This window comes from Aquimonas sp., from assembly GCF_044377145.1.
In the GTDB taxonomy this organism is placed as follows: Bacteria; Pseudomonadota; Gammaproteobacteria; order Xanthomonadales; family Xanthomonadaceae; genus Aquimonas.
In genome coordinates this window covers 137,034-157,689 of the sequence record NZ_JBILJQ010000002.1, presented here as the reverse complement: position 1 = coordinate 157,689, position 20,656 = coordinate 137,034, and the positions used below count along the sequence as shown (strand labels likewise).

Sequence of the window (20,656 nt, the reverse complement as noted above, 5' to 3'; positions counted from 1 at the left end):
TCTTGCGTGCCGCCTTCGGCAGGTTCAGGGCGTCTCTTTCCGTCGTTGCACGTGGAATGCATCGCCGAGCTTTCCCAAGCGAGGCGCATCTGTTTCAATGACGGGGGGCCGTCTGCAGGGGCAGCGATGCCGTGCAAAGCGCGAAGGCTTCAACAGCCAGGGCGCACTGCCCGCTACCGAATGCTCTGCAGAGAGCCAATGGGTTATCCGGGTCGATCATTCAGGGGAGTCAGACGCATGTCACTCGTTCTCGGTTACGCCGCGCGGAACGCGCGTTTGTCCTTAACAGCGCTGCTGCTTGCAGTGTTCGCGCTGCTGGCGTCCGGAGCTGCGAGCGCCCAGCACACCTCGGTGCTATGCCCGGCCCAGACGGCAACCGTCACCTCCGGGGGGTCGGTCACCATCAATATCAGTGCCTGTCAACAGGCCGGCAACGGCGGAATCGGCCCGATTGACGGCGGCAGCTTCGGCGCTGGGGACTTCGAAAACCATGGCACGGCCACGACCCGGCTCGAGTCTGGTGGTAGCCAATGGTTTCTGGACTACAGCCACAACGGTTCCACAGGTATCGGTTCGACCGATGTCTTTGAACTCAGCGATGGTTCCTTGGCCGGCAACGGCGACATCCGGTTCACGATCACCATCAACCCGTCGGCCTCGCCGATCACCGTGCTGCCGGCCGCGCTGCCGACGCTGACCGCTGGCACACCGTTTTCGCAGACACTGACGTCGTCCGGCGGACTCGCGCCCTACACGTACGCGTTGCAGAGCGGCGTTCTGCCCATTGGGCTGACCCTGACCAGCGGTGGCGTCCTCAGCGGCACGCCGACCCAGCGCGGCGCCTACAGCTTCAGTGTCCGTTCGACCGATTCGACCTCGCCGACGGCCCAGTTTGTCGACAGGGGCTATACCGGCACCGTGCAGAACCCGAGCCTCGCGCTCGTCCCGGCCAGCGCCACCGCCATCCAGAGTGCGCCTTTCTCGCTGGCGCTCAGCACCGCCGGCGGCGTCGCGCCGCACACCTATCTGCTTGAAACCGGCACCTTCCCGGCCGGTATCACCGTTTCCAGCGCCGGCGTGGTCAGTGGCACCACTGCTGCCGCGCCCGGCAACTATCCCGTGACCCTGCGCGTGACTGACGCCAGCACCGGCCCGGGCAGCTACTTCGAGGTCGAACCCTTCACCCTGACCGTCAGCCCGCCGCCCTCGGTGTCGATCGCTGTCTCGCCGGCCTCGGTCAGCGAGGACGGCGCCACCAATCTGACGTACACGGTCACCCGCAGCCTCAACTTGAGTTCGCCGACCACGGTCAACATCACCACCGGCGGCACCGCGACCTCCGGCACCGACTACGCCGGCGGTGTCGCCACGGTCGTCATCCCTGCATCTGCGACCACTGCGACCATCACCATCAATCCGAACGTCGACGGCACGGTCGAGGCGGACGAAACCGTGATCCTGACGGTTGCTGCAGGCACCGGCTACACCGTCGGTGCACCCGCCAGCGCGACCGGCACCATCCTCAATGACGACGTGCCGAGCGCGACGATCAGCGTCTCGCCCGCCGCAGTGGCGGAGGACGGCGCACCGAATCTTGTCTATACCATCACCCTGAACCAGGCGAATCCGTCCGCGGCGACGTCGGTGAACTACACAATCGCCGGCACCGCGACCAACGGCACCGACTACGCGACGATCACCTCGCCGCTGGTCATCGCGGCCGGCGCCACCACCGGCACGATCACAGTCAATCCGACCGCCGACGCCACCATCGAAGCGGACGACACAGTCATCCTCACGCTTGCCGCGGGCACCGGTTACACGGTCGGCGTGCCGAACAGCGCTACTGGCACCATCCTCAACGACGATCTGCCGAACCTGGTGATCAACGACGTCACCGCGAACGAAGGCAATGCCGGCATCACCAACTTCACCTTCACGGTGAGCCTGAGTGCGCCGGCCGGCCCGGGCGGCGTCACCTTCGACATCGCCACCGCCAATGGCATCGCCACGGCGGGTGTCGACTACGTCGCCAACAGCCTGACCAGCCAGACCATTCCCACCGGCTCCAGCACCTACACCTTCACGGTGCTGGTCAACGGCGACACGTTGAACGAGCCGAGCGAGACCTTTTTCGTCAACGTCACCAACGTGGTCAACGCGGTCGTTGTCGATGGCCAGGGCGTGGGCACTATCGTCAACGACGATCCGCTGCCGAGCCTGTCGATCAATGACGTTTCCGTGACCGAGGGCAACAGTGGTACCGTCAATGCGGTGTTCACGGTGACCCTGAGTGCAGCCAGCGGACAGACGGTGCAGGTCAACTACGCCACTGTCGATGGCACTGCGACCCAGCCGGCGGACTACACCAGTACCAGCGGCACGCTGACCTTCACCGCTGGCGCGACCACCCGGACGATCACCGTACCGGTGATCGGTGAAACCGTGCCCGAGGCGAACGAGACCTTCTTCGTCAACTTGAGCGGTGCGACCAACGCGACGATCAGCGACAACCAGGGCCTTGGCACAATCACCAATGACGATGTGCCGGTGACCGTTGATCCGGCCACATTGCCGAATGGCGGCGTCGCGGCGGCTTACAGCCAGACCCTGACCGCGGGCGGCGGCGTCGCTCCGTACGCGTTCTCGGTCAGTGCGGGTGCCCTACCGGCGGGGCTCACCCTGTCCGCCGGTGGCGTGCTTAGCGGTACGCCGACGGCAGGCGGCACGTTCAACTTCACCATCAGCGCGACCGATACCAGCCCGTTCCCCGGGCCCTTTGTTGGCAACCAGGCCTACACCGTGGTGATCGCGCCGCCGACGATCGTCTTGCCGGCGACCCCGCTGCCGGGCGCTACCCTGGGTGCGACGTACACGACGTCGATCCTCCCGGCATCGGGCGGCACCTCGCCCTACGCCTATGCGGTCACTGCAGGCGCACTGCCCGGCGGCCTGAACCTCAACGCCGCGACCGGCGCCATCACCGGCACGCCGAGCGCTCTGGGCACGTTCAACTTCAGCATCACCGCCACGGACAGCAGCACCGGCACCGGTCCCTACACCGCGACCCGGAGCTACACCATCGGGGTGATCGACAACCCGCCGGTGGCGAACAATTCGACGCTGACCGTGGCCTACAACGCCGCCGCGACCAATGCACCGCTGAACATCACCGGCGGCACGCCGACCTCGGTCGCCATCGTGACGCCGGCCAGCAGCGGAACCGCCATCGCCACCGGTACCACCATCACCTACCAGCCGACCGCAGGTTTTGCCGGTAGCGCCACCTTCACCTACACCGCCACCAACAGCGCCGGCACCTCGGCGCCTGCCACGGTCACCGTCACAGTCAGCAACCCGGTGGTCACCATCACTCCGAGCGGCGGTTTCGCTGCAACGGTGGCGGCCCCCTACACGCAGACCTTCACCTGGAATGGCGGAGCCCAGCCCTGGAGCGGCTACCAGGTCACCAACCTGCCGGCCGGGCTGTCGATCACCGGCAGCACTGCGAACAGCGTGACGTTCTCGGGCACACCGACCCAGGCGGGCAGCTTTGCGCTGAATGCCTCGGCCGTCGATAGCAGCACCGGGAGCGGGCCGTTCACGATCAGCCAGTCGTTCACGCTGACCGTCGCAGGTCCGTTGCTGACGCTTTTGCCCTCGCCGACGTCAGTGAATCCGATCAACGCGACTTACGGTGCCCCGTTCTCGCTGAACTACTCCGGCAACGCTGGCATCGCTCCGTACAGTTTCCAGGTGACCGCCGGTGCCCTGCCGCCAGGGCTGAGCCTCACCGGGAGCACGCTCTCTGGGACGCCGATGACGCCGGGCAGCTACATCTTCGACATCAGGCTGTCCGATAGCGCCACCGGCGCGGGCGCGCCGTTCTTCGTCGTGGAAACGTATCTGATCGAAGTGGCTGCGCCGACGATCGCGGTGAACCCGGCGTCGCTGCCGGGTCCGACGGCGGCCGTGGCCTACAGCCAGACCCTCACGGCCAGTGGCGGTGTGGCCCCCTACGCGCTCACTGTGACTGCAGGCGCCCTGCCGGCAGGGCTGAGCTTGGCCACCGGCGGCGCCTTGACCGGCACGCCGACGGCCGTGGGCAGCTTCAACTTCACCGTCACCGCGACCGATGCCAACAGCCAGACCGGTAGCCGCGCCTACACCCTGACGGTGGGCGCGCCGACGCTCACGCTCACCCCGGCAGCCGGTCCGCTCACTGTCGCTTACGGCGCGGCGTACAGCCAGGCGTTTACCGCTGGCGGCAGCCCGGGCCCGTACACCTACGCGCTCACCGGCGCACTGCCAGCCGGCCTGAGCTTCAGCGGCAACACCGTGAGCGGCACGCCGACCGCACCTGGCAGCTTCCCGATCACGGTCACCGCCACCGACACCGGTCTGACCGGTACCGGCGCGCCGTTCTCGATCGCCCGCAACTACACCGTCGAAGTAGGCGCGCCGACCGTGGTGGTGGCACCGGCGACCCTGCCCGGTGGTACCGCTGCAGCGGCGTACTCGCAGACCCTCAGCGCCAGCGGCGGCGTCGCCCCGTACAGCTTCAGTGTCAGCGCCGGCAGCTTGCCGACGGGCTTGAGCCTCAGCAGTGGCGGCGTGCTCTCGGGCACACCGACCGCCAGCGGCAGCTTCGGCTTCACTGTGACTGCCAGCGATGCCAACACCCAGACCGGCAACCGCGTCTATACGGTGGTGATCGGCGTGCCGACCCTGAGCCTGCTGCCGGCCAGCCTGCCCAATGGCGCAGGCGCCAGCCCCTACAGCGCCACCTTCACGGCCAGTGGTGGCGTCGCGCCCTACACCTACGCGGTCAGTGCGGGAACACTGCCGGCGGGACTGAGCCTCAGCACCGCAGGCGTGCTCAGCGGCACGCCGACCGTGAGCGGCAGCTTCAGCTTCAGCGTGCAGGCGACCGACAGCACCGGCGGCACGGCAGCGACGGTCAGCAACGCCTACACGCTGCAGATCGCAACGCCGACCATCAGCATCCTGACCTCGCTCCCGCCCGGATTGGCGGTGGGTTCGGCCATCAATCTGCAGCTGAACGCCAGCGGCGGTACTGGGCCCTACACCTACGCGGTCACCACCGGCATTCTGCCGCCTGGTCTGAGCTTGAGCCCCTCAGGTCTGCTCAGCGGCGTTGCAAGCGCCTCCGGAGTCTTCAACTTCACCCTGACCGTCACTGATGCATCGGGCTTCACCGGCACCCGCGCCTACACGCTCGGCACCATACCCACCCCGACCACCGTTCCCACGCAAACACCCGCCGGCCTGATTCTGCTGCTGCTCGCCGTGCTGGCGATCGGCTGGGCATCGATGCGCGGTTCCCGCACCGCGGTCTAGGCGCGGCAGTGAAACAAGAGGGTCCGGCGGTCGCGAAGCGTCGCCGGGCCCTCTTCATGGAGCAGGTAGCGCCTCGTGTCATGCGTCGACAACATCGGCGCGCGGCTTTGCAGGCGCCACCTATTGATCCGGCACGATGACGATTGAACGCTTTCGGCACAGCGCGCGGGTTGACGCGCGTTTCGTGAAAGCCTTGCGCTTCAAACTTCAGCTGGCCGAATCAACAGCTCGTTTTTGGGTCGGTGGCGCCAATGCCGGGATGGAAGGGAGTCACATCCTGATCTCCCGAATGCTCCCGCGCGCTCACCCCTCCACGTACCGGAGCCCTGCGTGACGCTCGCGATCGAACTCATCGGCCTGCACAAGTCCTTCGGCGGCAAGCAGGCCGTCACGGACCTCCAGCTCCGCGTTCCCAGCGGCGCGCTGTAGGGCATCTTCGGGCCCAACGGCGCAGGCAAGAACACCTCGCTGCGAATGCTGCTGTCGATTCTGTTTCCCGATCGCGGCGAGGTGCGGGTGCTGGGTCTGGTTCGGCGCTGAGGGCCTAAGACCGCATCGGCTATCTGCCGGAAAAGCGTGGCGTCTACCGCAAGATGAAGATGGTCGACTTCCTGCTGCACATGGGCGTGCTAAAGGGCTTGACCCGCGCGGATGCCAAGCGTCGCGGCCTGCAGTGGCTGGAACGGGTCGGCCTGGCCGAAGTGGCCAAGAAGCCCCGCGAAGAGCTGTCGAAGGGCATGCAGCAAAAGGTGCAGTTCATCGCCGCCGTCATCCACACGCCCGAGCTGCTGATTCTGGATGAGCACTTCAACGGACTCGACCCGGTCGAAATGCGGCTGCTGAAAGCTCTGATTGAAGCCGAGCATGCGCGCGGCTGCACCGTGCTGTTCGAGACACATGTGATGCCACAGGCCGAAGCCATGTGCGAGCACATCGTGATGATTCACCAGGGTCGCAAGGTGCTGGATGACACCCTCAGCGGCATCAGCGCCGGGCATCAGCGGAATGCCATCCAGTTGGAGCCCTTGAAACCCGCAAGCGAAGTGCCGGCAAGCGTGCGTGCCTTGCCCGGCGTGCTGAGCATCGAACCGCAGGGACGCGGCTATCGCATCGCCCTGGCCGAGCGCACCGATCTGCCGGCCACGCTGGCGGCGCTGGCCCGCGAGTGGCCGCCCGCCAAGCTTGAGATCGTGCGTCCGAGTCTTGAGGACATCTTCATCGACATCGTCGGCACCGATATCAACCGGGAACACCTGGCATGAGCAAGATCCTGCAGATCGCCTGGCGCGAGTTCGTGGCCACGGCCATGACCAAGGGTTTCATCATCGGTCTGGTCGCCATGCTGGCCGTTCCGCTGCTGAGCAATTTCAAGTCGCCTGCAGTTCACGCGCTGGCGGCTGATGCTGATGTCGAAGCCGAGAAGGCGTGACTGCCGGACCCCGGCGGTCAGCCCCTTCGTGATGGTGATGCGGATCAGCTACAACACCCCGCCGCCGGTCTGGCAGATCGGGCTGGCGCTGGTGATCGGCGTGCTGTCGACGATGGCGGCGATGCGGGTCGCCGGCAAGGTGTTCCGGGTTGGTTTGCTGATGCATGGCAAGCCGCCGAATTTTGCGACTTTGATTCGATGGGTGAGGATGGCCTGAGGCGGGCCCATAGGGTGGGTCTTGACCCACCGCAGCTGTTGGGCGACATCAGCACCGCACCGCTCTTCGTGTGACCGAAGCGGAAAGCAAGATCAAGAGCAAGAGCTTTCGGTCGGCCCTGCGGGCCGGCCGAGTCACTTTCTCTTGAGTGGCCAAGAGAAAGTAACCAAAGAGAAGGCCACCCCTCGTCCGCGCCCTACGTGCATCCTGCACTTCGGGTTCGCGTGAGGTGGTCGGGGTTCGTGGACAGTGCGTCCCTGCACTGTCACGAACCTCGCCGGCATCCCTGCCGGCGACCCTTCGGGCGGACCGACCGCCTCCCGCCGCTGCCCAGGGGCCCCGGGTAGAGCGCGGGCTTCCTGCCCGCAGAAGCCGACCACGCGGGACTTGGAGACTCCGCCTCCGTCAAACGGTAGTGCAGCAAATTATCGATTGTGAATACACTCGACTCCGGGAGGCCCTGAACACGAATCGTCCGCCACGCGAATGGCCGGCGCCGCTCGGGACACCTCCCCGGAGCGCGGGCACGCGCTCCGTCAGGAGGTCAATGCGAAGTCGCCGGTCCCGAGTTCGCGCGAGGGGAAGCCCGCTTCTGAGCAGTACTCTCCAAAGCACGGCCAAGGAATGAACGTGGTCGCGCAGCGCTGCTGTGACTGCAATTGCATGGAGGCATTCCATGAAAAGGCAGATCGCGGTGAAGGTGACTGTCGATGTCGCTCAGGTGATATCAGCTGCTGCAAAGCTGGTACTCGCTCTGGGATTTGTCGTCGGTTACTTGTAGAACGAGGGCGTGGCCCGGATCGCACATCCATCCGGGTCACGCACCTTTCTTTCGACTCTGCACCATGTCTTCATTCGAGGCCCCCAACCAACGGCCCGCTCTTCACGCTCCACCCACCGCCATACTCGCCGCACCCCATCGGTGAGGATGTTCCATGGCCCCCAGCCTTCTCAGCCGCGCGCTGCGCGCGAGTCTTGTTGTTGCCGGTCTCGGCGCTGCGGCTTCGGCCAGTGCGGAGACCAAGCTGCTGCGCTTTCCGGATGTCCACGGCGAGCGGGTGACCTTCGTCTATGCCGGTGACATCTACATCGCCTCGACCGCCGGCGGCGTGGCGCAGCGGATGACTTCGCATGCGGGCTCGGAGCTGTACCCGAAGTTCTCGCCGGACGGCTCGCAGATCGCGTTCGCGGCCGAGTACAACGGCACCCGCCAGGTGTACGTGATGCCGGCCGGCGGCGGTGAGCCGCGGCAGCTGACCTGGTACAACGATGTCGGCCCGATGCCGCCGCGCGGCGGTACGGACAACCGGGTGCTGGACTGGACCCCGGATGGTCAGCACGTGCTGGTGCGCATGAATCGCGTGCCCTACGACGAGCGCAGCGGGCGCCCGTATCTCGTTCCGGTCGACGGCGGCATGGAGCAGCCGCTGGCGATCCCTGAAACCGGCGGCGGCATGCTCAGCCCGGATGGAACGCAGTTCGTGTACACGCCGATCGATCGCGATTTCCGCAGCTGGAAGCGCTACCGCGGCGGCCGCGCGCAGGACGTGTGGACCTACGACCTGGTCAACAACACCTCACAGCAGCTGACCGACCACCCGGCCACCGACCATCAGCCGATGTGGGTGGGCGACCAGGTGTACTTCGTTTCGGACCGCAACTACACGCTCAATCTGTTCGGTATGCCGGTGACTGGTGGCGAGCCGCATCAGCTGACCGAGTTCAGCGGGTTCGACGTGCTCTGGCCGAGCGCCGGCCCGGACAGCATCGTGTTCGAGAATGGCGGCGCGCTGTGGCAGTTCATCCCCGCCAGTGGGCAGACCCGGCAGATTCCGATCACCGTGCGCGGCGATCTGCCGCAGACCCTGCCGCGGTTTGTCGATGCCTCAAAAAACATCGAGAGCTTTGACCTGTCACCCGACGGCAAGCGCGCCCTGTTCGGCGCCCGCGGCGAGGTCTTCAGCGTGCCGGCCAAGCACGGCGAGACGCGCAATCTGTCGCGGACGCCGGACGCCCGCGAGCACAGCGTCAGCTGGTCGCCGGACGGCCGTTCAGTGGCCTACCTTTCCGATGCATCGGGCGAGTACGAGCTGTACGTGCAGGCGCAGGACGGCAGCAGCGCGGCGCGGCGGGTGAGCACCGATGGCGATATCTGGCGGTTCCAGCCGCTGTGGTCGCCGGACAGCCGCCACTTCGTGTACGCCGACAAGCGCCAGCGGCTGCGGCTGGTGAATGCCGAGAGCGGCGTCACCGCCGAGCTCGACAACTCGGTGCAGGAGGACATCACCCAGTACAGCTGGTCGCCGGACAGCCGCTTCGTGGCCTATGTGAAAACCGGCGGCAGCCGCAATGGCTCGATCTGGCTGTACAGCGTCGACAGCGCCGCGACCCAGCAGCTCACGCCGGACGAAACCAGCGAGTTCGCGCCGACCTTCGACCCCGAGGGGCGCTATCTGTACTTCCTGTCGAACCGCGATTTCAACCTCGGTTTTTCGGCCTTCGAGTTCAACTACCTGTATCAGAACGCGACCCGCATCTATGCGGCGCCGCTGGCCGCCGATGGCCCGGTGCTGTATGCGCCGAAGAGTGACGAGGTCAGCGTCACGGCCGCCGCCGAAGCCAAGCCCGCCGCCGCAGCGACGGCGCCCAAGCGCCTGCGCATCGATGTGCCCGGCTTCAACCAGCGGGTGGTCGCGCTGAAGGCGCCGGCCGGCAACTATCAAGGCCTGTCGGCCAACGCCAAGGGCGTGTTCTTCGTTGCCAACAACGGCCAGGGCCCGGGTGAACTGCGCTACCTGGGCCTCGATGACGAGCAGCCGAAAACGGTCGCGAACCAGATTACCGGCTACCGCCTCGCCGGCGGCGGCGGCCATCTGTTGCTGCGCCGCAGTGAGCGCTTTGCGATCACCGAGGCCAAGCCCGAGGTCGATTTCGATGCCGGCGTGCTCAAGCTCGATGGGCTGCAGCTGCGGGTCGATCCGAAGCGCGAATGGGCGCAGCAGTACGCCGATGCCTGGCGAATCCTGCGCGACTGGTTCTACGACCCCGGCATGCACGGCCAGGATTGGCTCGCGATCCGCGATCGTTACGCGGCGCTCCTGCCGCACGTCGCCAGCCGCGCCGATCTCGACTACCTGCTGACCGAGTTGGCGGGCGAGGTGAATGCCGGCCATGTGTATGTGGAGCGCGGCGATGAGCCGCAGGTCGAGCGTCGTGCCGGCGGCCTGCTGGGCGCGGAGTTCAGCCGCCACGACAGCGGCTATTTCCAGGTCGGCAAGGTGTTCGCCGGCGAGAACTGGAACCCGGCCCTGCGCAGCCCGCTGACCGAGGCGCATGCCAATGTCAGCGAAGGCGACTACATCCTCGCCATCGACAATGTCAGCACGCGCGAAGTCGCCAACTTCTATCAGCTGCTGGAAGGCAAGGGCGAGCGCACGGTCAGCCTGCGGGTGAACAATCGCCCGGAAGAAGCCGGCGCGCGCGAAGTGCGGGTGCAGACGATCACCAGCGAGCAGGGCCTGCGCTACAAGGCCTGGGTCGACGGCCGCCGACGTCTGGCCGCCGAGCTGTCGGACGGCCGGGTCGGCTATATCCATCTGCCCAACACCGCGGTGGAGGGCAACCGCGAGCTCAACCGCGGCATGCTGGCCTACGGCCACATGGATGCGCTGATTCTGGACGATCGCTACAACGGCGGTGGCTTCATTCCGGACCGCATGATCGAGCTGCTGATGCGTCAGCCGCTGAACTACTGGAAGCGCCGCGGGCTGGAGCCCAACCCGACCCCGTTCCTGCACCATGCCGGGCCGAAAGCGATGCTGACCAACGGGCTGTCGAGCTCGGGCGGCGACGCGCTGCCCTACTACTTCCGCAAGATGGGCCTGGGCCCGATCATCGGCACCCGCACCTGGGGCGGCTTGATCGGCATCAGCGGCAACCCGCGTCTGGCCGACGGCGGTGCCATTCTGGCCGCGACCTTCCGCTTCATGGACACCAACGGCCAATGGGCGGTGGAGGACGAAGGCGTGGCGCCGGACATCCAGGTCATCGACCGCCCGGAGCTGATCGCCGCCGGCCGCGACCCCAGCCTGGAACGCGCGGTCGCCGAGCTGCTGCAGGCGCTGCAGGCCAAGCCACCGCAGCAGCCGGTGGCGCCGCCAGCACCGAGCGGGTTCCCGCGGCTGTAGGGCAGGCCGGAGGGATTCGGGATTCAGAGCACTGGCGACAAGCATCGAGCTCGCCGCGCTCCAATCCCGAATCCCGATTCTCGAATCCCCGCCCGCCAGCCAAACTCCCAACTCCGTCACACGCGGTATTCTTGCGGCCATCCCCCGACATGGCTGCACATCTGCATGCGTTGCTACGTTTACCGCAGCGAGAAGCGCCCCGATGCCTACGTCTACCTGCGCGACGAGGGCGGCTTCGAGCTGCTGCCGGAATCGCTGCGCGCGAGCCTGGCGCCGTTCACTTTCGCGCTCAGCGTCGAACTGACGCCGGGCCGCACCCTGGCCCGTGAGGATGCTGCGGTGGTGCGCGCCAATCTGGCCGAGAACGGCTTCCACGTGCAGCTGCCGCCGCGCCTGATCGACCTGCCGGACAGCATGCCTGCGCATGGCCGGTGATATCGCTGCCGGCGCCGCGCGACCGCCGGCGCTGCCGCTGGCGGTGCTGCTGTCGACTCCGCTGCTGATCGCTGCGTTCGCGCTGGGGCCGACCTTCGAGCTGCCGACGGCCGCGGCGCTGCCGCTGCTGGCCGCTGGGCTCGGTCTGCAGTTGGCCGGTGCGGTCTTGGCCAGCGCCCAGCTGCGGGTGCCGAGAACCGGGTCGGCCCTGCTGCGTGGCCTGATCGGCGCCGGCCTGCTGCTGCTGATCGCCTTGGTCATCGGGCTGCCCCTGCTGCAGTGGCCGTTCGCTGCGCTGCGCGCGTCAGGCGCTCTGGGTCCGGTGCTGCTGTTCTGTGGCGGCGTGGCGGTGGCCGGGCTGCTGGCCAGTCGGGTGTTCACCGACCCGGTGCTGCTGTTCGTGCCCGAGCCGCCGACCCGGCGCAGCCTCGGCCAGCATCTGGCGCGCGCGCGTCTGCACAGCCAGCGCCTGTTCAATCGCAGCCAGGTCAGCCTGGGCCAAGGCAGTGCCGGCGGGCTGCTGGTGCTGGTGCTGCTGCTGCCGCCCCTGCTGGCGCTGGATGCCATCGATGTGGGGCAGGCCGGCCCTTGGACATGGGCGCTCGCGCTGCATCTGCTGCTGATTGCACCCTTGGCCGCGCTGGGGCTGGCCAGGCTGGTGCAGACGACCGCTGTCGAGGCCGCCCAGGCATCGACACCGCGGTTCAGTGAACCCGGCGCCAGCAGCAGTGCGCTGGCCGAGACGTTGGTGCTGCCCTCGGAGCTGCCGGCCGAACTCGCTGAACTTGCCGGATTGATTCAGGCCACGCCGATCGATGCACTGTTCGCCGCGGCCCGGGGTGGCGACAGCGAACGCGCCCTGGCCCTGCTGCAGGGCTTCGAGGCGGCGCCGGCCGAACCCGAACCCCCGCCCGGCCGCGATCAGCGCGGGCTGGCGGTACTGGCCACCCTGCTGTCGGATCTGCGCCTGCTGCGCGCGCTGATTCTGCGTGGCGCCGATCTGAATCAGGTCCGCGCCGGGCTGACCCCCCTGCTAGCCGCCACCCGCGACAGCTACCACGGCCGGCCGGATGCGGTCGCGATGCTGCTGGCGAATGGCGCCGACCCACGCTGTGTCGATGCCGACGGCCGCTGTCCGCTGCACTACGCGGCGCGCAGCGCCGACCCCGAAGTGGCCGCGCAGCTGCTCGATGCCGGCGCCGAAATCAACGCGCTGGACCGCAGCGGCCGCAGCCCTTTGGCCGAAGCCTGCGCTGCGGGCAGCTGGCGGCTGGCGCGGTTCCTGCTCGAACGCGGCGCCCGCTGCGAGCCCGAAGGCGGTCAGCCGGCCCTGCTGGCCGCCGCGGCCGGCGACGATGACCCGGTCGGGGTCGAGCTGCTGCTGCGCCACAAGGCCAAGGTCGATGCGAGCGGGCGACTCGGCCGCAGCGCGCTGATGGACGCTTGCCTGGCCGGCAATGCGGCGATCGTGACCGCGCTGGTCAAGTCCGGTGCCGACGTCAACCGCGCCGACCAGCAGGGCGTGACCGCGCTGATGGAGGCCGCCCGCGCTGGCGCGATCGGCGCCATCGATGCGTTGCGCCGCAAGTCGCCGCAGGTCGACGCCACCGACGCGCACGGCCGCAGCGCGCTCAGCATCGCCTGCGGTTCGGCCAAGGCCGATGCCGACACCGTCACCCGCCTGCTGCAGCTCGGCGCCAGCGTCGAGCTGCGCTGCGCCAGCGGCCAGACCCCGCTGGAACAGGCGCGCTTGGCACAGCGCTGGGACCTGGTGGCGCGGATCGACCCCGACCACCCGCTGCCGGCGGCGGTCGACGACAGCCCACACTCGGCCGAGGCCGCGGGTTCGGCTGAAGACAACCCGGCGGCGACCGCCGAAACCTGCGCGCGCGAGCGTCTGCAGCGGGCGTTGCGGCGCGGGCGCGCGGACCTGCTGCCGGCGCTGCTGCGCGCGCTGCAGCCTTCGCCCGGCCTGCTGCACGAGCTGTTCGACGAACTCGCCGCCAGCCAGCCGCGCGCCGCGCTGTCACGCCTGGCCGCGGCCCTGCCGGCGAGCGGCGAGCACAGCCGCGAAGCCCTGCTCAGCAGCGCGGTGGAGCGTGCCGCGATCGCGCCGCAGGCGCTGGAAGCCCTGCTCGACCTGGGCACGCCGATGGTCGGTGGCGGCTCGCTGGCGCGCTATCTGCAAGCCTGCCTGGACTCGCGTCTGCCAGCCGGGCCGGATGAGCTTCGTGCGCTGCGCCTGCTTGAATCCGGCGCCGACGCCTTCGGCCACCATGCGGGCGATTCGCCGCTGCTGCTGGCTCTGCAGTTGGGCTGGCCGCGGCTGATCACGCGCCTGCTGGAACTCGGCGCCGACCCCAATTCAGCCAGCGGCGCCGGCCTGGGTGCACTGCAGATCGCCACCGAACGCGCCGATCTCGCCGCGCTGCGCCGCCTGGTCCGCGCCGGTGCGCGCCCGGATCGGCGCAGCCCGGACGGCCAGACCGCGCTCGGCGGCGCGCTCAGTCTCGGCGACAGCGCCCTGCTGCGCTGGCTGGATTGGGCGCGCTGGCCGCACCCGGGCCGGGCGCTGCGCGATAGCGATCTGATCGCCGCCAGCGTCGCCGGCGATGCGGTGGCGGCGGATTGCCTGCTTGAGCTGGGCCTCGGCCGGCGTGCCCGCGACGCGCGCGGTTGCAGCGCCCTGCTGCGCGCGGCCGGCGCCGGCCATGTCGAGGTGGTGGCGGTGCTGCTGAAAGCCGGCTTGGACCCGGCGGTCGCCGCCGACAGCGGCATGACCGCGCTGACTGCCGCGATCAGCCAGGGGCATGCCCAGGTGGTCGAACTGCTGGTGGCCGGCGGCGCACATGTGGAACAAAGCCTGCCGGGGGCGCTGCGCCCACTGATGCTGGCGGCGGCGTTGGGCAAGGTCGATGCGGTGCGCCTGCTGCTCGGCACGGCGGCCGAGCGCGGCGGTGTCGATGCCGATGGAAATACAGTCCTGCATCACGCTGCCCGTTACGGTTTTCGCGCCAGCGAGCCGGCCCGGGCGATGGCCCTGTGGTCGGCGCTGAGCCCGTCAGCGGCCGAGCTGTCGCAGGCCAATGGCATGGGCGAGACCCCACTTCTGCTGCTTCTGGGCGCGGCCGAAGCGACAGGCACGCCACTGCAGATCGACGCCCTGATGCCCCAGCTCGAACGCCTGCTGGAGATCGGTGCCGCGCTCGACAACCAGGACCAGCGCGGTTTCTCCGCCCTGCACTGGGCCGCCCAACACGGCCTGCTGCCGGCGGTGCAGCGGCTGCTGAGTGCGGGGGCGGATCCGCAGCGACGCGACAGCCTGGCGCGCAGCCCGCGCGAGGTGGCGCTGACCCGCGGTTACATCGACATCGCCAGCGAACTCGAAGGCCCGCGCCCAGCACCGTCGATGGCGCGCTTTCTGCGCTCGCGGGTCGACTGAGCCGGCAGGATCGAGCGCTGCCTCGAAGTCTGTGAAAAACCCGATCGCCTCACGTTGGGCCGCGCTGCGCTTGGCCCAACCTACCAAGCGAATCGGCTCTCCAAAGCGCATCGGCTCTGTGGGTTGGGACAAGCCAAAGGCGCGTCCCAGCAGCGCGGGGTCGCAGGTCGCGTCGAGATTCGGCCGCGCGACCTTGGGCCGCGCTGCGCTTGGCCCAACCTACCAAGCGAATCGGCTCTCCAAAGCGCATCGGCTCTGTGGGTTGGGACAAGCCAAAGGCGCGTCCCAACAGCGGCGGACGCAGCAGGCTGGAGTCATCTGCCATCCGCTCTCAGTCCAAGCGCTCGATCTTCTGCAGCTTCTCGACCTTCTCGATTCGACCGACCGTGCCCGACTCCCCTTCGACTTCGTCCGCAGGCTCATATGGCGTGTCGGTGAACTCGGCGTCGACGCTGTTGACCGCGCCGCGGCCGACCACCCGCGGTGAGTCCTCGTCCGTCGGTGCGCTGTCGAATGAATCGGGCTCGAACACCACTTCTCCACGACCACCGTCCGGCCCAGCGGTGGCGCGTGGGATCGCCAGCGCCGACACGTCCTCGCTGCGCAGATGGGCGCCGAGCAGACGCGTCCAGCTTCGATCGAGCAGGTCGTACTCCTCGGCACAGCCCTCGGCGCGGTCCTCCGGCAGCTCCCAGCTGTCGATCAGCTCCTGGCTGTTGTCCGGGTCGCTGCCGTAGGCCCAGCACACCAGATTGAAATAGCGCTGCGCGTCGAGTGAATGCAGGCCGGCGTAGTCGGCATGTTCCAGATCTTCCAGCTCGGTGTAGTACGACGCCGCCGCGCCGAGCACGGCTTCGGCGTCACCGGCCTTGATCAGCATCCAGGCCGACAGCTGGTCCACGGCGTCTTCCTCGCGGCCGGTGATCGGAATCTCCAGCACATGCACCAGCGCATGGCCGACCTCGTGCAGCACCACCGCGATGTAGGCGCCGCCAAGTGCGTCCTGCTCGGTTGACTCTTCCTCGAACTGGCCGTCCAGGGTTTCCGCCATGCCGGCCATCAGCTCCAGGCACATCAGGATCTCGTGGCTGCTGCTGTCGTAGTAGGCGTTGGCTTCGCCGCATTCGGCGTAGCGCAGGCTGACCTCGCGCGGCAGGATCAGGATCGAGTTCAGCGCATCCGCCACCGCCTGCAGGGTGCCGGTGGCCTGCATGCGTCGCGCTTCGGCGCGCATCTCGCTGGACTCTACCGTCGAGGGGCCGACCACGAAGCGGCCGCTGCCGGACTGCGCCAGCGTCAGCGGAGAAACCTGCAGCATCAGCAGCAGGGCGAAGACTTGCATCAGGCGCATGCGGGGTGTCCGGACAAGTTGCAACGCGTGAAAGGGTGTACCGCCGATGCAGGCCGGTGCGGCGATGAGGCAGCCGTTGCTGCAGATGCTGTGCCGCTGCGAATCAATCCTTCGTGGCGCGCTTGTCGACTTCGGCCTCGGAGGCCGCGTCCGCCTCGAACAGGCGTTCCAGATCGATGAAGGCCTCGTGCGAGCTTTGCACCAGCGCGGCCTCGTCGTCGTACACCAGGTGCTGTTCCAGCAGCAGGTTTTCGTCGTGATTGCGGAAGGTGCGGATCCGCGCTTCGACCACGGCCGGTTCCTGGCCCAGCGCCAGCAGCACCGAGCGGGTCATTTCCAGTGCGGCGGGAAAGGTCTCGCGGGTGATGCCGTCGACATTGAGGTCCATCAGCCGGAACACGTGCTGGCGATTGCGCGCGCGGGCGAACACCTTCAGGTGCGGATACTGGCGCTTGATCATCCGCGCGGTGCGGATATTGGCGTCCGGGTCGTCGGTGGTCAGCACCAGCACGCTGGCGCGGTCGGCGCGCGCCGCGCGCAGCAGTTCGGGCCGGCTCGGGTCGCCGAAATACAGGGTGCTGCCAAAGCGCCGCGACAGCTCGACCTGCTCGGAGCTGTTCTCCAGCGCGGTGAACGGGATGTGCTGTGCATGCAGCAGGCGGCCGACGATCTGGCCCATGCGGCCGAAGCCGGCGATGATCACCTGCGGATCGTGGTCTTCGATGGCGTCGTACTTGGGCTTGGCCGCATGCTCGGCCTGATGGTGGCGGCACCAGCGGTCGACCACCAGCAGCAGCAAGGGCGTCGCTGCCATCGACATGCCGACGATGACCACCAGCAGGCTGGAATCCGCCGGTAGCAGCAGGCCGGCCCGGCCGGCTTCGGAAAACACCACGAAGGCGAACTCGCCGCCCATTGCCAGCACCGCCGCCAGCTGCAGCGGCGCACCGCCGCGCAAGCCCGCCGCGGTGCGTCCGACCGCCCACAGCACGATCAGCTTGATGGCGAGCAAGCCTGCGGTGCCGGCCGCGACCAGCAGCGGTTTGGCCGCGATCACGCCGAGATCGATGCTCATTCCCACCGCCATGAAGAACAGCCCGAGCAGCAGGCCCTTGAAGGGCTCGATGTGGGATTCAAGCTCGTGCCGGAACTCTGACTCCGCCAGCAGCACGCCGGCCAGGAACGCGCCCAGCGCCATCGACAGCCCGGCCTGCTGGACCAGAAAGGCCGAGCCCGCCACCACCATCAGGGCGGAGGCGGTGAACACCTCGACCGCCTTCGCCCGCGCCACCACCTTGAACAGAGGCCGCAGCAGGAATCGGCCGCCGATAATGATCGCCAGGATCACCGCGACCGCCTTCAGCACCATGCTCAGATCGGGCGCCGACTGCTCGGCTGCCTTGGCCACGCCGAGCAGAGGAATCAGCGCCAGCAGCGGGATCGCGAAGGCATCCTGGAACAGCAGGATCGCAAACCCGGTGCGGCCGTAGTCGGAATTCAAAGCCTTGCGCTCGGCCAGCAGCTGCAGGCCAACGGCGGTCGAGGACAGCGCCAGCCCCATGCCGACGACGAGGGACGCCTTCCAGCCCAGTCCCCACAGGGCGATGACGCCGCCAATCAATGCGGCCGAGATCAGCACCTGCAGGCTGCCGACACCGAACACCTGGCGGCGCATCACCCACAGCCGGGCTGGCGAGAGTTCGAGGCCGATGATGAAGAGCAGCATCACCACGCCGAACTCCGACGCAGCCAGCACGCTGCCGGCGTCATCGATGAAGCCGAGCACGTGCGGGCCGATCACCACGCCCGCCGCCAGATAGCCGAGCACCGCGCCCAGGCCAAGGCGGCGGAACAGCGGCACCGCGATCACGGCGGCAATCAGGAAGATCAGGGCGTCGGCAAGAAATCCATCGCCGTGCATGCGGGCTCCAGGTCGGGCTTGGGGTCAGACAGTATGCCGAGCCTCGGCCGTTGCCGAGCGGCCCGCTGGCGTCGCGATGACTGAACCTCAGGTCCTTTCGTGCTCTGCTCAATCAAGCGACGGGCGCTCGCGCCCGCGGGCGGCGACCAGCCGCAGAACAACATGCAGGCCTACCGGGCGTTGCATTTCTGCATCGCCCTGCAGGGCGTGTTTGCGCCGCGTAGCTGAGGATCAAGCAGGGCATCTGCGCCGTGTTTGCGCGGCTGGCGGCCTTGCTGCGCCTCGCAGTAGCACTACTGCCCAGGGCCCATCGTCGCGCCTTGCCAGCCACGCAACGCCACCCGTAGCCGCTGTCCGCCAAGTACGAATCACGCCACTAGTTGAACACCGCTTCCAGCAACATGCCGGACGCATCGCGGCGGATCGGCGTCATGAACACCTCCAGTCGGCCATGCTGCGGATGTTCAATCGCATACACGCCTTGCCCGAGTTCCAGCCCGGCGGGGCCGCGCAGCCGCACCGCAAAGCCGGGCAGGGCGCGACCGGTTGGATGCGGGCTCACTTCAGTGGATTCGACGCTCAGCGCGAAGCCGCGATCCGCGGCCTCGGCCGCCAGGGCCTGGCCGATCAGGGCGGTGAAGTCTTCAGCGGGGATTTGATCAAGAGGTGTGCTCATGCGCGGACTGTACTCAAGCCCGCCGCTGCAAAGCCACACTCAGCGCCCGCGAGTGGCGCCCCGCGGAGCGCGCAAACGCTCACGCGGCACGATGTCGCGACGGCGGTCTCGCTAGACTGTCCGGCCTTCCAATACGCAGCGTCCGCATGCTCCCGGCTCTTGCCACTCTCACCACCCTGCCGACACCCGCCGCGCTGCCTTGGCTGCCGCTGGTGTTGGCCGGCCACGCGCTGCTGCTGGTGATCGCGCTCGTGCTGCTGGTACTGCTGCTGCGCCGAAGCGCGCGGACCCAGACCGACCCCGCACTGATCGAGCGCCTGGCGCTGCTGGCGGCCAGCGCCGAGCGCACCGAGCGCACCCTGCGCGAGGAACTGCGCGAAGCACGCAGCGAAGCCGCACAGCAGCAGGCGCGATTTGAGGCCCAGCTGCGCGCGGCGCTCACCGAGGGCAGCCGCGCCCAGACTGAGCGGCTCGATGGTTTCGGGCGGGGGCTTGATGCGGCGGCGCTGCGCTCCGACCAACGCATCGAAACGCTGCGGCAGACGCTCTCGGACGACGCCCGCAAAAGCCGCGAAGAATCGGTCGGCGCGCTGAAGCAGTTCGGCGAATCGCTGGATGCACGCCTGCTCACGCTGACCCAGCACAACGCCGAGCGCATGCACGAGGTCCGCGCCACCCTGGAGGCCAAGCTGAAAGAGCTGCAGACCGACAACGCCGCCCAGCTTGAGCGCATGCGCGAAACCGTCGACGAGAAGCTCAAGACCACGCTGGAGGCGCGCCTCGGCGAGAGCTTCAAACTGGTGTCCGAGCGGCTCGACCAGGTCCATCGCGGCCTCGGCGAAATGCAGGCGCTGGCGCAGGGCGTGGGTGATCTCAAGCGCGTGCTCGGCAACGTCAAAACCCGCGGCACCTTCGGCGAAGTGCAGCTGGGCGCCCTGCTCGAACAGATCCTCACCGCCGAGCAGTACGCCACCAATGTCGCCACCCTGCCGGGCAGCAACGAGCGCGTCGAATACGCGATCCGCCTGCCCGGCAGCCAGCTCGGCCAGCCGGTGTGGCTGCCGATCGACGCCAAGTTTCCGCGCGAGGATTTCGAACGCCTGCTCGATGCCCAGGACCGCGCCGACCCCGAGGCCGCCGCACTGGCCGCGCTGGCGCTGGAGCGACGTATCCGCGAAGAAGCCAAGCGCATCCACGAGAAATACATCGGCCCGCCTCACACCACCGATTTCGGCCTGCTGTTCCTGCCCACCGAGGGCCTGTACGCCGAAGTGATTCGCCGGCCCGGCCTGTTCGAGGCCCTGCAGCGCGACTACCGCATCACCCTGGCCGGGCCGACCACCCTGGCCGCCCTGCTCAACAGCCTGCAGATGGGCTTCCGCACCCTGGCGATCGAGCAGCGCAGCAGCGAGGTCTGGCAGATCCTCGGCGCGGTCAAGAGCGAGTTCGGCAAGTTTGCCGACGTGCTCGACCGCACCCAGAAGCAGATCGACACCGTCAGCAAGAGCATCGGCGCCGCCGGCGTGCGCACCCGCGCGATCGAACGCAGCCTGCGCAAGGTCGAATCCTTCGAGGGCGTCGACGTGCTGCAGCTCGAAGCCTCACCCGAACTCGACGCCTCGGCGCCGGAGGACTGA

At 68.1% G+C, this 20,656-nt stretch carries 12 protein-coding genes and 1 pseudogene; 10 read left to right on the top strand and 3 right to left on the bottom strand.

The window, feature by feature from the left end; translation table 11 throughout:
• Positions 1–237: 237 nt before the first annotated feature.
• From ACIQ7H_RS01555 to ACIQ7H_RS01520, 8 genes and pseudogenes are all read left to right on the top strand, one after another.
• Positions 238–5,229: pseudogene (locus ACIQ7H_RS01555) on the top strand (beta strand repeat-containing protein); the annotation flags it as partial.
• 564 nt (positions 5,230–5,793) lie between these two features.
• The gene (locus ACIQ7H_RS01550) at positions 5,794–5,901 is read left to right on the top strand and encodes a hypothetical protein (RefSeq protein ID WP_395787777.1); all 108 of its coding nucleotides are present in this window, start codon (positions 5,794–5,796) and stop codon (positions 5,899–5,901) included.
• 14 nt (positions 5,902–5,915) lie between these two features.
• Positions 5,916–6,623, top strand: coding sequence for an ABC transporter ATP-binding protein (locus ACIQ7H_RS01545; RefSeq protein WP_395787775.1), 708 nt, complete (start codon positions 5,916–5,918; stop codon positions 6,621–6,623).
• On the top strand, positions 6,620–6,790 hold the full coding sequence (locus ACIQ7H_RS01540) for a hypothetical protein (protein WP_395787669.1): 171 nt from the start codon (positions 6,620–6,622) through the stop codon (positions 6,788–6,790). The genes ACIQ7H_RS01545 and ACIQ7H_RS01540 overlap by 4 nt, the downstream gene beginning before the upstream one ends.
• On the top strand, positions 6,768–7,007 hold the full coding sequence (locus tag ACIQ7H_RS01535; protein ID WP_395787667.1) for a hypothetical protein: 240 nt from the start codon (positions 6,768–6,770) through the stop codon (positions 7,005–7,007). The genes ACIQ7H_RS01540 and ACIQ7H_RS01535 overlap by 23 nt, the downstream gene beginning before the upstream one ends.
• 935 nt (positions 7,008–7,942) lie before the next feature.
• Entirely contained in the window at positions 7,943–11,194 is a 3,252-nt protein-coding gene (locus ACIQ7H_RS01530) for a PDZ domain-containing protein (RefSeq protein WP_395787666.1), read from the top strand.
• 165 nt (positions 11,195–11,359) lie between these two features.
• Positions 11,360–11,629, top strand: a complete 270-nt coding sequence (locus ACIQ7H_RS01525; RefSeq protein WP_395787664.1) for a YcgL domain-containing protein — start codon at positions 11,360–11,362, stop codon at positions 11,627–11,629.
• Positions 11,619–15,071: an ankyrin repeat domain-containing protein gene (locus ACIQ7H_RS01520; RefSeq protein ID WP_395787662.1), complete on the top strand. Its 3,453-nt coding sequence runs from the start codon at positions 11,619–11,621 to the stop codon at positions 15,069–15,071. Before ACIQ7H_RS01525 ends, ACIQ7H_RS01520 begins: the two co-directional genes overlap by 11 nt.
• A gap of 331 nt (positions 15,072–15,402) precedes the next feature.
• On the opposite strand, the gene ACIQ7H_RS01515 is transcribed toward ACIQ7H_RS01520, so the two are convergent.
• Both ACIQ7H_RS01515 and ACIQ7H_RS01510 read right to left on the bottom strand, forming a co-directional pair.
• On the bottom strand, positions 15,403–16,422 hold the full coding sequence (locus ACIQ7H_RS01515; RefSeq protein WP_395787660.1) for a DUF4344 domain-containing metallopeptidase: 1,020 nt from the start codon (positions 16,420–16,422) through the stop codon (positions 15,403–15,405).
• A 103-nt stretch (positions 16,423–16,525) separates the two neighbouring features.
• On the bottom strand, positions 16,526–18,343 hold the full coding sequence (locus tag ACIQ7H_RS01510; RefSeq protein ID WP_395787658.1) for a monovalent cation:proton antiporter-2 (CPA2) family protein: 1,818 nt from the start codon (positions 18,341–18,343) through the stop codon (positions 16,526–16,528).
• Between the two features lie 99 nt (positions 18,344–18,442).
• Here ACIQ7H_RS01510 and ACIQ7H_RS01505 point away from each other — a divergent pair, with 99 nt between their 5' ends.
• Complete coding sequence (locus ACIQ7H_RS01505) at positions 18,443–18,571, top strand: hypothetical protein (protein WP_395787656.1); 129 nt, start codon at positions 18,443–18,445, stop codon at positions 18,569–18,571.
• A gap of 148 nt (positions 18,572–18,719) precedes the next feature.
• Here ACIQ7H_RS01505 and ACIQ7H_RS01500 read toward each other — a convergent pair whose 3' ends face one another.
• A complete protein-coding gene (locus tag ACIQ7H_RS01500; RefSeq protein WP_395787654.1) occupies positions 18,720–19,019 on the bottom strand; it encodes a DUF6916 family protein in 300 nt (99 codons plus the stop codon).
• Positions 19,020–19,165: 146 nt separating this feature from the next.
• On the opposite strand from ACIQ7H_RS01500, the gene rmuC reads away from it, so the two are divergent.
• Positions 19,166–20,656: a DNA recombination protein RmuC gene (gene rmuC / locus ACIQ7H_RS01495; RefSeq protein ID WP_395787652.1), complete on the top strand. Its 1,491-nt coding sequence runs from the start codon at positions 19,166–19,168 to the stop codon at positions 20,654–20,656.